This is a genomic window from Serratia sp. SCBI, assembly GCF_000747565.1.
Taxonomy (GTDB): Bacteria; Pseudomonadota; Gammaproteobacteria; order Enterobacterales; family Enterobacteriaceae; genus Serratia; species Serratia ureilytica.
The window spans coordinates 2,829,465-2,842,077 of sequence record NZ_CP003424.1 but is presented as its reverse complement, the minus strand read 5'-3'; the positions used below and the strand labels follow the sequence as shown (position 1 = coordinate 2,842,077).

The following is a 12,613-nucleotide window of genomic DNA, read 5'->3' as shown; positions in this document are numbered from 1 at the left end:
ACCACATGAACCTACTCAAATCCTTGGCTGCCGTCAGCTCGATGACGATGTTTTCGCGGGTGTTGGGCTTTGCCCGCGATGCGATCGTCGCGCGCGTGTTCGGGGCCGGCATGGCAACGGACGCCTTCTTCGTGGCGTTCAAACTTCCTAACCTGCTGCGTCGTATCTTTGCCGAAGGCGCATTTTCGCAGGCTTTCGTGCCGATCCTGGCGGAATATAAGAGCCAGCAGGGCGAGGAAGCGACGCGCACCTTTATCGCCTATGTCTCCGGGCTGTTGACGTTGGTGCTGGCGGTGGTGACGGTGCTGGGGATGCTGGCCGCGCCCTGGGTGATCTATATCACTGCGCCGGGCTTTACCGATACGCCCGACAAGTTTGCGCTGACGTCGGCGCTGCTGCGCATTACCTTCCCCTATATTCTATTGATTTCGCTGGCCTCGCTGGTGGGGGCGATCCTCAATACCTGGAACCGTTTCTCGATCCCGGCCTTTGCGCCAACGCTGCTTAACGTCAGCATGATCGGCTTCGCGCTGTTCGCCGCGCCGTATTTCCACCCGCCGGTGCTGGCGCTGGCGTGGGCGGTGGTGGTCGGCGGCGTGCTGCAACTGGGCTATCAGCTGCCGCACCTGCGCAAGATCGGCATGCTGGTGCTGCCGCGCATCAAATTGGGCGACGCCGGGGTCTGGCGGGTGATGCGCCAGATGGGGCCGGCGATCCTTGGGGTGTCGGTCAGCCAAATCTCGCTGATCATCAACACGATCTTCGCATCGTTCCTGGTGTCCGGCTCGGTGTCCTGGATGTACTATGCCGACCGCCTGATGGAGTTTCCTTCCGGCGTGCTGGGCGTGGCATTGGGCACCATCCTGCTGCCGTCGCTGGCCAAAAGCTTCTCGAGCGGCAACCACGACGAGTATTCGCGCCTGATGGATTGGGGGCTGCGCCTGTGCTTTCTGCTGGCGCTGCCGAGCGCCATCGCGCTGGGTATTTTGGCCAAACCGTTGACCGTCTCGCTGTTCCAGTACGGCAAGTTCAGCGCCTTTGACGCGGCGATGACGCAACGCGCGCTGGTGGCTTACTCGGTGGGGCTGATGGGGCTGATCGTGGTTAAGGTGCTGGCGCCGGGCTTTTATTCGCGTCAGGACATCAAAACCCCGGTCAAGATCGCCATCATTACGCTGATCATGACGCAGGTGATGAACCTGGCGTTTATCGGTCCGCTGAAGCATGCCGGCCTGGCGCTGTCGATCGGTTTGGCGGCCTGCCTGAACGCCGCGCTGCTGTATTGGCAGCTGCGCAAGCAGAAAATCTTCCAGCCACAGCCGGGTTGGGCGCTGTTCCTCACCAAGCTGGTGATTGCCGTGCTGGTGATGTCGGCCGTGCTGATTGGCTTGATGTGGCTGATGCCGGCCTGGGATCAGGGCAACATGCTGGAGCGTTTGCTGCGCTTGGCGGCGGTGGTGGTGGCCGGTGTGGTAGCCTACTTCGGCGTGCTGGCCGGGTTGGGTTTCCGCCCGCGTGATTTCGCGCGCCGGGTCGTCTGAGCCGAGTGAAAGCGTAAAAAAAAAGGTCGCCACGGCGACCTTTTTTGCTTTTCTGCGCGGCGCGGTTTACATGCGCTCGACGGTTTCGATGCCCAGCGTATCCAGGCCGGTTTTCAGCGTTTTGGCGGTCAGCAGCGCCAGCTTCAGGCGGCTCTGACGGGCTTCTTCGCTGTCGGCGTTGAGGATCTGGCAGTGCTCGTAGAAGCCGGAGAACAAGCCGGCCAGATCGTACAGGTAGCTGCACATGACGTGCGGCGTGCCTTCACGCGCGACGGCGGTGAGCACCTCTTCGAACTGCAGCAGGCGAGTGGCCAGCGCAATTTCACGCTCTTCGGTCAGGGTCAGCGGCAGCGTCAGGCTGCTTTCGTCGATCCCGGCGCGTTTGAATACCGATGCCACACGGGTATAGGCGTATTGCATGTAAGGCGCGGTATTGCCTTCGAAGGCCAGCATGTTATCCCAGTCGAAAACATAGTCGGTGGTGCGGCTTTTCGACAGATCGGCGTATTTCACCGCGCCGATACCGACCACGCGAGCGATGGTCTTCATTTCGTCTTCCGGCATGTCCGGGTTTTTGCCGGCGATCAGCTGTTCGGCGCGTTCGATGGCTTCATCCAGCAGGTCGGAGAGCTTCACGGTGCCGCCTGAGCGGGTTTTGAACGGCTTGCCGTCTTTGCCCAGCATCATGCCGAACATGTGATGTTCCAGCGAGACGGACTCCGGCACATAACCGGCTTTGCGCACGATGGTCCAGGCCTGCATCAGGTGCTGATGCTGGCGGGAATCGATGTAATACAGCACGCGATTGGCGCCCAGGGTCTCGTAGCGATACTTGGCGCAGGCGATATCGGTGGTGGTGTAGAGGTAGCCGCCATCCTTTTTCTGGATGATGACGCCCATCGGGTCGCCGTCCTTGTTCTGGTATTCGTCGAGGAACACCACGGTGGCGCCTTCGCTTTCCACCGCCAGCCCTTTGGCTTTCAGATCGGCGACGATGCCCGGCAGCATCGCGTTATACAGGCTTTCGCCCATCACGTCGTCTTCGGTCAGCGTGACGTTCAGGCGGTTATAGGTCAGCTGGTTTTGCGCCATGGTGATGTCGACCAGCTTGCGCCACATTTTCAGGCAGTATTGATCGCCGCCCTGCAGCTTCACGACGTAAGCGCGTGCGCGCTCGGCGAACTCGGCGTCTTCATCGTAATGCTTCTTGGCTTCGCGGTAGAACTGCTCGAGATCGGACAAGCCCATATCGCTGGCGTTTTCATTCTGCATTTTTTCCAGGTAGGCAATCAGCATGCCGAACTGGGTGCCCCAGTCGCCGACGTGGTTGGCGCGGATCACTTTATGGCCCAGAAACTCCTGAGTACGCGCTGCGGCGTCGCCGATGATGGTGGAGCGCAGGTGGCCGACGTGCATTTCTTTCGCCACGTTCGGCGCAGAATAGTCGATAACGATGGTTTGCGGTTCAACCGGCGCAATGCCCAATTTCGGTGCGTTCAGCACCTGGTCGGCCTGGCGGGCGACCCAGTCGCTGTTCAGGAAGATATTGATAAAGCCGGGGCCGGCGATTTCCACTTTACTGGCGACGTCGCCGAGATCCAGCAGTTGCACCACTTTTTCCGCCAGCTGACGGGGCGGCATGCCCAGCTTTTTGGCGACTGACATCACGCCGTTGGCCTGGTAATCACCAAACTGCGCCTTGGCGGATGGGCGGACCTGCGCTTCGCAATCGGCTGGCGCGCCAGCGGCGATCAGCGCCTGGCTGACTTTATCTGAAAGAAGAACCTGAATATTCACCGGGTTACCTTAATGACGAACGAGGGGCCGAAACCAGCCCCCGAGGGATTCAACGGTGGTGGCCAACGGCGCGCGGGCGGCGGCGACCTCCACAAAACAGCCTGCAATTGTAACCGATCTGAGGGAGCCCGTCAGCAGTTGGCGCGACCGCAGCGATGAAACAGTTGCGGAGGCGCGCGTTATTGCCGTGGGGTAAAAGATGGACAACCGAGAGAAGATATACGGTGGAAAAAATGAGGGGCTAGCGTTTTTTATTGCGGCGACCGGAGTCCAGCGTATTGGTGCTGCGAGATTTAAAATGACGGTAGATGGCGTATACGGCGATAATTATCAACACCAAGGATATCGTCAGCAATAACATAATGATCATCTCTAATTTAAATTTCCCCCAAAGTAGCCGAGTTGAGTGGGTGAATCAATTGCCCGGCATTAAATTAAGATAATCCTTACTTTTTCATCATTTTTTGTGCGGAATTCTCTTTGTTTACAATTTGTTAAGCTTTTGGTTTTGTGTGACTTATATAAGTGGGCGAGGTTTGATTAAGCGCAAAAAATCAATCGATTTGGCCCGCAGGTGGCGGAGGGTTTTGTGCAAAATAACTTAAATTTTACTGTCATAAGGAAATGATATGATGGTCTGCGAAAAATCCTATTTTTTATTTAATTGCCGAATTAATAAGCTGCCATCTCAATAAGCACTGGGTTTTTCGTCCTCCATCCAGAACCGAAAATTATGCTGTACTGCCGCTGAAAAATCTCGCCACTCTGGCGAGCGCCGTCGCCACCGTGTAAATTACGGCGTTTAACTTTGCGCTCGTTGTTTTGAGGTTTCTATGACCAATCCCTTGCAGGCCATTGCCGAGCTTGACGATCTGAGGCTTGACCTGCCGCGTTTCGAGCAGGCGTTGCAACAATTCGCCGCCAGATTGCAGCTTGACCTGTCCTCGTTTACCGCCGATCACATTTCCCTGCGCTGTCACCAGACTGCTACCGCCGAACGCTGGCGCCAGGGATTGATGCAGTGCGGGACACTGTTGTCCGAATCGATGATCAACGGGCGGCCTATCTGTCTGTTTGATTTACAGCAGCCGCTGGCCGTGGGGCCGTGGCGGATAGATTGCGTCGAGCTGCCGTATCCCGGGGAGAAACGGTATCCGCATGAAGGGTGGGAACATGTCGAGCTAGTGCTGAGCGGCGATCCGCAGACGTTGCACGCCCGCGCGCTGAGCCATCTCGCTGATGAAGCGTTGCTGGCGCCGGGGATCAAACTGAAGCAAAGCTCGCCAAAAGGCGAGGGCGAGCGGTTGCCGAACCCGACGTTGGCCATCACCGATGGAACGGTCACGATCAAGTTTCATCCTTACTCCATTCGGGACATTGTCGCCAGCGAGCAAGGCTAGTCGAACAGCGTGGCGCAGGCCCGCGCCATGCGATCGAGCGCTTCATCGAGCAGGGCCCGCCGACAACCGAAGTTCAGTCGTACAAAGCGCCGATCGCCGAAATCTAAACCGGCGCTTAATCCAACGCCCGCTCGCTCGAAGAACTGATGCGGATTGTCCACCGGCAACGCCCCGCAGTCGATCCAGGCCAAATAGGTGGCTTCAATCGGCAACAACTTCAATCCCGGCATGGCGTTGATGCGCTCTGTCACCCGATCGCGATTGGCGCGCAGATAAATCAACTGCTCGTCCAGCCAGGGTTGCCCGTATTGATAGGCCGCTTGGGCGGCGACCAGCGCCAGCAGATTGACCTCCGGCACGATGCCGCTGCGCGCGCGTTTCAGCTTTTGTCGCAGCGCCTCATTAGGGACGATCGCCATCGAGGCGCCCAGCCCGGCGAGATTAAACGCCTTTGACGGCGACATCAGCGTCACGCTGCGTTGGGCCGCGTCTTCGTTCAGGGTGGCGAAAGGAATATGCCGTGCGCCGGGTTCAAGCAGCAATTCGCAGTGGATTTCATCCGAACAGACGATTAAATCGTGCTCGCGGGCGAACTGATGGTGCCGCGACAGCTCTTCTCGACGATAAACGGTGCCACCGGGATTTTGCGGGTTGCACAGCAGCAAGAGCTTCTCATTGCCGCTGAGCTGCCCATGCAGCGCGGAAAAATCCAGCACCCAACGTTGGCCTGCTGCCGCCAACGGTACCGAGAGGTGTTTGCGCCCGGCGAATTTGGCCGCTTTGCGAAATGGCGGATAAATGGGGCTGGGCGCGAGCGTGCTCTGATGTTCTTCGGTGAAGGCGCGCACGCACAGGTTCAAGCCGCACACCAGGCCGGGCAGGAAAAGGATCCATTCAGGCTTGATGTGCCAGCGGTAGCGCTCTACCATGCGGCGGGTAAAAACCTCAAGAAGCTCGGGGGATGGGTGCGTGTAGCCGAACACGCCGTGCGCCACGCGCCGCTGCAAGGCGTCGATGACCGCCGGTGGGGAGGCGAAGTCGCTGTCGGCGACCCACAGCGGAATGATGTCGCTGTCGCGATATTTATCCCACTTAACGCTGTCACTGTGACTGCGGTCTACCCATTGATCAAAATTGAATGCCATAGTTACAACCCTGAGCCGGTTTATGCCTAAGCATGAGCCTACGTGAGAAATGAAGAAATGAACAATTGCCGCCGTATGTTGGCCGTTATCTGGGGGTGACAATGATAAAACTGGAAGTTTGTTGCTTTAGCGTCGACTGCGCGCTAACGGCCGAACGGGCGGGCGCCGATCGTATCGAGTTATGCGCCAGCCAGAGCGAGGGCGGATTGACGCCGAGTTATGGCACGCTGCGTTTGGCGCGGGAACGGGTTTCGATTCCGGTTCATCCGATCGTACGCCCTCGCGGTGGCGATTTCTGTTATGGCGCGGTGGATTTCGAGGTGATCAAGCAGGATATCCGCCAGATCCGCGAGTTGGGATTCCCCGGCGTGGTCGTCGGCATGCTGGACGAAGAAGGGCATATCGATCTGCCGCGGATGCGCGAGGTAATGACGTTGTGCGAGGGGATGGCCGTCACGTTCCATCGCGCATTCGACATGTGCCAAAACCCGATGGTGGCGCTGGAGCAACTAACCGACCTGGGCGTGGCGCGCATTCTGACTTCCGGTCAACAGCAGAGCGCCGAACTGGGCCTGCCGCTGTTGCGTGATTTGCGTCAGGCCAGCCAGGGTCCGGTGATCATGGCGGGCGCCGGCGTGCGTCTGAGCAATTTGCACAAGTTTGTCGATATCGGCCTGCATGAATTGCACAGCTCTTCCGGCCATCTGGTGCCATCGACCATGCGTTATCGCAAGGCGGGGGTCACCATGTGTTCCGATAACGAGTTTGACGAATTTAGCCATTATTGCGTGGATGGCGAAATGGTGGAGGCGATGAAAAACGCGCTGGCCTTGGTTGACCCCTTGGCGCAAAGCGCATAAACACGCAGCTAACCGCGTTTGATAACCGGTTTCCGGGCCGTAAGACCCCTTTGCGTGTCACTGAGCCTTCGGTGATCACGCAAGTACCAGGCCCCGGCGTTTTGCCGGGGCTTTTTTTATGCCTTGTTAAGACACTGCGCCCATTCCTGCACTGTTGCTCGCTCGGTCAGGCGCCATCTCTTCTCTTGCGCTCGTCATGCCCTGCTGATAAGTTTGTGAGTTAAAATCCTTTAAATATCATGATATTAAATGATTTTTTGGTATGCATTGGCGTGGTGAATGATTTGCGCTCTGCCGTTCATCACCGCGTCTGCATTTTATACCTGATCACCGCCGGTTTTTATGGCCGGAACATCACAGCACCAATGAGGAGAGCTGTCGGCGCAGCCACAGAGCACGTCGACGGCGGACTTTACAAGGAGATAACGATAATGACCCGAACGGCACACTGTTTGACCGCTGCGCTTTTGCTGACCTTGGCCCTGACCGGCTGCCAGACCACCAAGCGGCCTGTTTCAACCTTAAGTAAGCCCCCCAGCGCAGAAGAAATTGCGGAGCAAGACAAACGGCAACGTGAGGCCGAACGCATGCAGCAGTGCCAGCGCGAGCTGGATGCCATGCGCGGCATGGATAACGAAAAATACCAAAAATTCAAACGCGAATTCGATGCTTTGATGGGCGGCGCCGCGCAGTATGCCGGGGTGCGTCAGCGGGTCAACACGGGGACGCAGGAAACCGTTGACGCCCTGTATCGTTATCGCACCAGCCGTCTGTGCGCAGACATCAGTTCTGCCATGATGACCGGTCTGGCTGAGCGTGGAGAGCGCACCCAATGACCCCGCGTGCGAGAAAGGCGTTACTGAGCCTGATGATACCGTTGGCGTTTGCGCCGGCGGTGGCCGCTGCGGATGACGATGTGCCAGCGTTATTGCAGTTTGCCGAGCGCTACCAGCGGCAGGATGCACCGGCCGCGGAGGCTGATGCCGCCGTCACGCAACCCCAGGCCCCCAGAAGTCAGCATCCCGCCAGGTTCAAACGCGTGAGGCGACGGCGCAGAAGCAGCAGCTGGCGCAGTGGCAAAAGGCGCTGCGCGAGAAAGATGCCCGACTGGAGCAACAGCAGGCTTCCATTCAATCACTGCAGCAGGAGCTGACCGCGTTGCGCGTCGCGTCTTCCCTGGCGGCTGCCGATAAACCGGCTCCGGCGCCCGATCTGAGCGCGTTGAGCGACTTTGCCAGCCGCGTGCGACAGGCGCTGAACCTGACGCCGCAGGAGCGTAAGGCTCAGGCGCAAATCGCCGAGGCGCAAGCGGCGTTAGCGCGGCAAAAGCAGCAAACCGAGGAGCGGGATCGACGCATCGCATCGCTGGAGCAACGGTTGGCGGCGTTGCCAAAACAGTCTGATAACGCGCAGCAACAGGTTTGGCAGGAGAAACTGGCGGCGGCGCAGGCTGCCAATGATAAAGCGCGCCAGCGTTATGAACAGGACCAAAAAGCGGCCGCCGCTGAACTGGAACAGCAGAAGGCCGAAGCCGCCAAAGCGCTCGGCGTACTGCAACAACAACTGACGCAGTTGCAAAAAGAGCAGGAAAGCCAACGCCAGCAGGGTGGGCAGCAAGAGAAAAACCTGAAGATGGCGCTCGAGCAGCAAAAGGCCGAGGCCGCCAAAACGACGGGGGAACTTCAGCAGCAGCTGGCAGCGCTGCAAAAAGAGCGTGATGACCAACGCCATCAGGCCGAGCAGCAAGAGAAAAACCTGAAGATGGCGCTGGAGCAGCAAAAGACCGAGGCCGCCAAGGCGACGGGTGAACTTCAGCAGCAGCTGGCGCAGCTGCAGGAAAAAAACAAGACGCAAACCGAACAAGCTAAAGCGTTGGAACAACGTTTGGCGGTGGTAACGGCGGAAAGCGCGCAGGCTGCGCAGCAACGGGATAAAGCGGCGCAACAGGCGGATAAAACGGCGACGGAGCTGGCGGCCGCGCATCAGGCGCAGCAAGCCTTGCGTGAGGAACTGGACGGGCTGAGATCGCGGGCCAAATGGCTGCCGGATAGGCAAGCGCTGAAGAAAAAGCCGGAGCAACAGAGCTACGCCGCCGGTGTCGCTTTGGGGCGCGATATTCAAACGATGCTGGCGGAACGTAAAAATTGGGGTATCACGCCCGACAAAACCGTGCTGCTGGCAGGCGTGATCGATACCTTCAACGGCCATTACCAGTTGAGCGATGCGCAGTTGACCAGCGCACTGGCGGAGTCGGAAAAAGCGGTGAACGACGCCAGAAACCAGGCTGCGAAGAAGCAGGCCAGCAAAGGTGAGGCGTTCGTCGCCGAGTTCCAAAAGAAGAAGGGCACGCAGAAGTCGCCTTCCGGTTTCTGGTATCGCATCGATTATGCGGGTGATGAGGCCATTACGGAAAACGCGCGGGTGGATATCGTGGTGAAAGAAAGTTTAACCGACGGTCGCGTGATTCAGGATATGGATCGCAGTGGGAAGGTGATGTCCCAGCCGCTCTCCGCCTATCCGCCGTTGTTCCGCGAGGCTATCGGCCATCTGAAAAATCACGGCTCGCTGACGATGGTGGTGCCGCCGGCGTTGGCGTACGGTGAAACTGGCTATGCGCCGCAGATCCCGCCAAACGCGACGATGGTTTATGAACTGCGGATTGTCGATGTCAGTAACGGGTGAAGGCGGGCCGGCGCAGGCCGGCCCGATTAGCGTGCGCTAGGGCTTTTTGGCGGTCAGCACGGCGCGCAGCGGCGCCGGATAGCCTTCGACCGTTTTGCTGCGATCGTTCGGATCGAGGAATTCGGCCAACGATTCGCTGGTCATCCAGTCAGTGCGTCGCTGCTCTTCGAGGCTGGTGACGCACATATCGGCGATCTTCACGTCGACAAAGCCGCACTTCTCCAGCCAGCATTTCAGCGCTTCGGCGGAAGGGATGAAATACACGTTGCGCATCTGCGCATAACGATCGCCCGGCACCAGCACCTGGTGACGGTCGCCTTCCACCACCAGCGTTTCCAGCACCAGCTCACCTTCAGCCACCAGCTGATTTTTCAACTGATAGAGATGATCGAGCGGCGAGCGGCGATGATACAGCACCCCCATCGAGAACACGGTGTCGAACGCCGCCAGATCCGGCAACTGCTCGATGCCGAGTGGCAGCAGATGGGCGCGCTGATCGCCGCCCAACAGTTTGCGCACGGCTTCAAACTGGCACAGGAACAGCTGCATCGGATCGATACCCACGGCGAAGTGTGCGCCGGCGCCAATCATGCGCCACAGGTGATAGCCGCTGCCACAGCCGACGTCGAGAATGGTGCGGCCGGCCAGCGGAGAAATGTGCGGCAGTACGCGATCCCATTTCCAATCGGAATGCCATTCGGTATCGATATCGATGCCATACAGCGAGAAGGGCCCTTTGCGCCACGGCATCAGGGTGCGCAGCATTTTCTCGATGCCTTCAAGCTGGCCCGGCGACAGCCCCGGCTCCATCTCGGCGCGCACGCCGTGCAGCAGATCGAGACGGGTGGGAGTCAGCGTCGGCAAATGCTCTACCGAGTTGAACCACTGCTTGAATTTGCCGTGCAGCGATTCTCGCTGCCAGGCGCTCAGCTGAGCGGGCAGCGTATCCAGCCAGTGGCTGAGGGGGCTCTTGGCAATGCGCTGATAGAAGTCACCAAACTCGATCATTGCGCATCCCCCGCTTTCAGAGCGATCAATGAACCGAAGTTGAAGCACTGGAACCACACTTCGGCATGCTCGAATCCGGCCTGTTGCAGACGCGCCTTGTGCGCTTCCACCGAGTCGGTCAGCATCACGTTTTCCAGCATGCTGCGTTTTTGGCTGATCTCCAGCTCGCTGTACCCGTTGGCGCGCTTGAAATCGTGGTGCATGTTGAACAGCAGCTCGCCGACTTCGGCGTCTTCAAAGCTGAACTTTTCCGACAGCACCAGTGCGCCGCCCGGGCGCAGGCCACGATAAATTTTTTCCAGCAGGCGCAGGCGATCGGCAGGTTCGAGGAACTGCAGCGTAAAGTTCAGCACCACCATCGAGGCGTCTTCGATGTCGATGTCGCGAATATCGGCTTCGATGACGTCTACCGGCGTGTCGGCGCGGAAGGCGTCGATATGGCGGCGGCAACGTTCCACCATCGCCGGCGAATTGTCGACGGCAACGATAGTGCAGTCGGGCACCCTGATATTCCGCCGCATCGACAGCGTCGCCGCGCCCAGCGAGCAGCCCAGGTCATACACCCGGCTGTCGGGTTGCACAAAACGTTCGGCCAGCATGCCGATCATCGAGATGATGTTGGAATAGCCGGGAACGGAGCGTTGGATCATGTCGGGAAACACTTCGGCGACGCGTTCGTCGAAGGTCCAGTCGCCCAGTTTGGCGATGGGGGCTGAGAAAAGAGTATCGCGGTTTGGCATAGCGGCAAATCAGTTCAGAATTCGAAGCTGCGTAGTCTAACAGAAAAGCGTAAAAAAGCGGAGCGGAAGCAGGCGGCGCGGCCGCCTGATGATAAAACGGGATCAATGCAGGCTGAAAATCAGATCCCAGGGCAGATAGAAGATATTTGCCAGAACCATCAACAACAAAGAGATGTAGGTCGCGGCCATGCCCGAACGACGCCAGCGAACCTCGCGGTTGCGCAAACCGTAGTAATGCACCAGTCGCCCGGCCATCAGCATCAGGCCGCAAAGGTGGATCATCCATATTTCCGCGCCGTTCATTTCCATAATCACCAGCAATACAGCAGCGATAGGAATGTATTCAACGGCGTTGCCATGCACGCGGATGGCGGTCTGCAATTCGTAAAAACCGCCGTCGCCGTAGGCTACGCGGTACTGCATCCTTAATCTGACAACGTCATAAGAGAGTTTGATCAACAACAATGCGCCGAGCACCACATAAAGCGCGCTTACCATTTTTAACTCCGTTCCCTAACCAAAACTGGCAGCCAGCATCATAGCCGTCATTGTATTCACTGTCGCGGGGAAATATTTGATGTTATTGGTCAGATTAATAGGTCAAAACAGTGCATCTTGCTCTGGCCAGTCCGGCGGCGCAGGCAAATCGGGGATCGCCCGGCGAAGCTGCTGCCAAATTTTTTGCGCTTGCTGGGGTGAATCGCCGTTGTCCGGCGTATGAATAAACAGATACGGTTGATGCTGTTGCTGCCACAGCGGCAGTTTTTGCTGCCAGGCTTCGAACCAGCGCAGGTTGTCGGCCAATTGGTCGCCGCCGATAAAGCGCACCAGCGGTTGGTCGGCGGTGACTAACGCGTGCACCGGCAGCTTCGGTTTTTTCTGCTGGGCATCGCGCACGGCGGCGGTATTAGGGGCGGCGTGATGCACCGGGCGGCTGTCGAGGATCACCCGATTGATGCCGCGCTGATGCAGCCCCTGATTCAACGCGCGCTCTTCCTCGCCTTTGGCGAAAAATGCCGGATGACGCACTTCGACGCCGTAAGTGAACTCCTGCGGCAGGCTTTCGAAGAACTGCCACATGCGCGGCAGCTCATCGGGGCCGAAGGCGGCTGGCAACTGCAGCCACAATTGCCCGATGCGTTGATGCACCGGGCTCAGGCAGTGGTAAAACGCCTGCAGCTCGGCGGCGCAGTTGCGCAGGGCGGCCTTATGGCTGATGTCCGACGGGAATTTGAAGCAAAAGCGAAAATCGTCGCCGGTCATGTCGCGCCAGCGCTGCACGATTTCCAGCTTCGGCAGCGCATAGAAGGTGGTGTTGCCCTCCACACAGTTGAAGTAGCGGCTGTAATCCGCCAAGTCGCGCAGCCCGATACGGTTCCAGGCTGCATGTTGCCACTGTGGCAGTCCGATGTAGATCACGGCTTGTCTTCCTTTACTTGT

12 protein-coding genes are annotated in these 12,613 nt (G+C 58.5%); 6 read left to right on the top strand and 6 right to left on the bottom strand.

Annotated features, from left to right (window positions below; translation table 11 throughout):
• The first annotated feature begins 5 nt into the window (after positions 1 to 5).
• Entirely contained in the window at positions 6 to 1,541 is a 1,536-nt protein-coding gene (gene murJ, locus SERRSCBI_RS13265) for a murein biosynthesis integral membrane protein MurJ (protein WP_033643367.1), read from the top strand.
• 66 nt (positions 1,542 to 1,607) lie between these two features.
• Here the strand turns inward: murJ and argS are convergent, their stop codons facing one another.
• Positions 1,608 to 3,338 (bottom strand): arginine--tRNA ligase, encoded by a 1,731-nt coding sequence (argS, locus tag SERRSCBI_RS13260; protein WP_033650942.1) that lies wholly within the window; start codon positions 3,336 to 3,338, stop codon positions 1,608 to 1,610.
• A gap of 199 nt (positions 3,339 to 3,537) precedes the next feature.
• Between argS and SERRSCBI_RS24755 the strand changes: the two genes are divergently transcribed.
• Complete coding sequence (locus tag SERRSCBI_RS24755) at positions 3,538 to 3,696, top strand: hypothetical protein (protein WP_156965104.1); 159 nt, start codon at positions 3,538 to 3,540, stop codon at positions 3,694 to 3,696.
• A gap of 475 nt (positions 3,697 to 4,171) precedes the next feature.
• Positions 4,172 to 4,738, top strand: a complete 567-nt coding sequence (locus SERRSCBI_RS13255; protein WP_042784743.1) for a VOC family protein — start codon at positions 4,172 to 4,174, stop codon at positions 4,736 to 4,738.
• Here the strand turns inward: SERRSCBI_RS13255 and SERRSCBI_RS13250 are convergent.
• Complete coding sequence (locus SERRSCBI_RS13250) at positions 4,735 to 5,883, bottom strand: MalY/PatB family protein (RefSeq protein WP_042784742.1); 1,149 nt, start codon at positions 5,881 to 5,883, stop codon at positions 4,735 to 4,737. The two genes, SERRSCBI_RS13255 and SERRSCBI_RS13250, sit on opposite strands and share 4 nt — an antisense overlap.
• A gap of 101 nt (positions 5,884 to 5,984) precedes the next feature.
• On the opposite strand from SERRSCBI_RS13250, the gene cutC reads away from it, so the two are divergent.
• From cutC to SERRSCBI_RS23780, 3 genes are all read left to right on the top strand, one after another.
• The gene (cutC, locus tag SERRSCBI_RS13245) at positions 5,985 to 6,743 is read left to right on the top strand and encodes a copper homeostasis protein CutC (RefSeq protein WP_033643362.1); all 759 of its coding nucleotides are present in this window, start codon (positions 5,985 to 5,987) and stop codon (positions 6,741 to 6,743) included.
• A 431-nt stretch (positions 6,744 to 7,174) separates the two neighbouring features.
• Complete coding sequence (locus SERRSCBI_RS13240; RefSeq protein ID WP_033643360.1) at positions 7,175 to 7,579, top strand: hypothetical protein; 405 nt, start codon at positions 7,175 to 7,177, stop codon at positions 7,577 to 7,579.
• A gap of 322 nt (positions 7,580 to 7,901) precedes the next feature.
• A complete protein-coding gene (locus SERRSCBI_RS23780) occupies positions 7,902 to 9,425 on the top strand; it encodes an FKBP-type peptidyl-prolyl cis-trans isomerase N-terminal domain-containing protein (RefSeq protein ID WP_232230703.1) in 1,524 nt (507 codons plus the stop codon).
• A 36-nt stretch (positions 9,426 to 9,461) separates the two neighbouring features.
• Here SERRSCBI_RS23780 and cmoB read toward each other — a convergent pair whose 3' ends face one another.
• From cmoB to SERRSCBI_RS13215, 4 genes are all read right to left on the bottom strand, one after another.
• Complete coding sequence (cmoB, locus tag SERRSCBI_RS13230) at positions 9,462 to 10,433, bottom strand: tRNA 5-methoxyuridine(34)/uridine 5-oxyacetic acid(34) synthase CmoB (protein ID WP_033643358.1); 972 nt, start codon at positions 10,431 to 10,433, stop codon at positions 9,462 to 9,464.
• Entirely contained in the window at positions 10,430 to 11,173 is a 744-nt protein-coding gene (cmoA, locus tag SERRSCBI_RS13225) for a carboxy-S-adenosyl-L-methionine synthase CmoA (protein WP_042784741.1), read from the bottom strand. The genes cmoB and cmoA overlap by 4 nt, the downstream gene beginning before the upstream one ends.
• Positions 11,174 to 11,275: 102 nt before the next feature.
• On the bottom strand, positions 11,276 to 11,671 hold the full coding sequence (locus SERRSCBI_RS13220; RefSeq protein WP_004932387.1) for an MAPEG family protein: 396 nt from the start codon (positions 11,669 to 11,671) through the stop codon (positions 11,276 to 11,278).
• Between the two features lie 102 nt (positions 11,672 to 11,773).
• Positions 11,774 to 12,589, bottom strand: a complete 816-nt coding sequence (locus tag SERRSCBI_RS13215) for a DUF72 domain-containing protein (RefSeq protein WP_096242837.1) — start codon at positions 12,587 to 12,589, stop codon at positions 11,774 to 11,776.
• Positions 12,590 to 12,613: the final 24 nt, after the last annotated feature.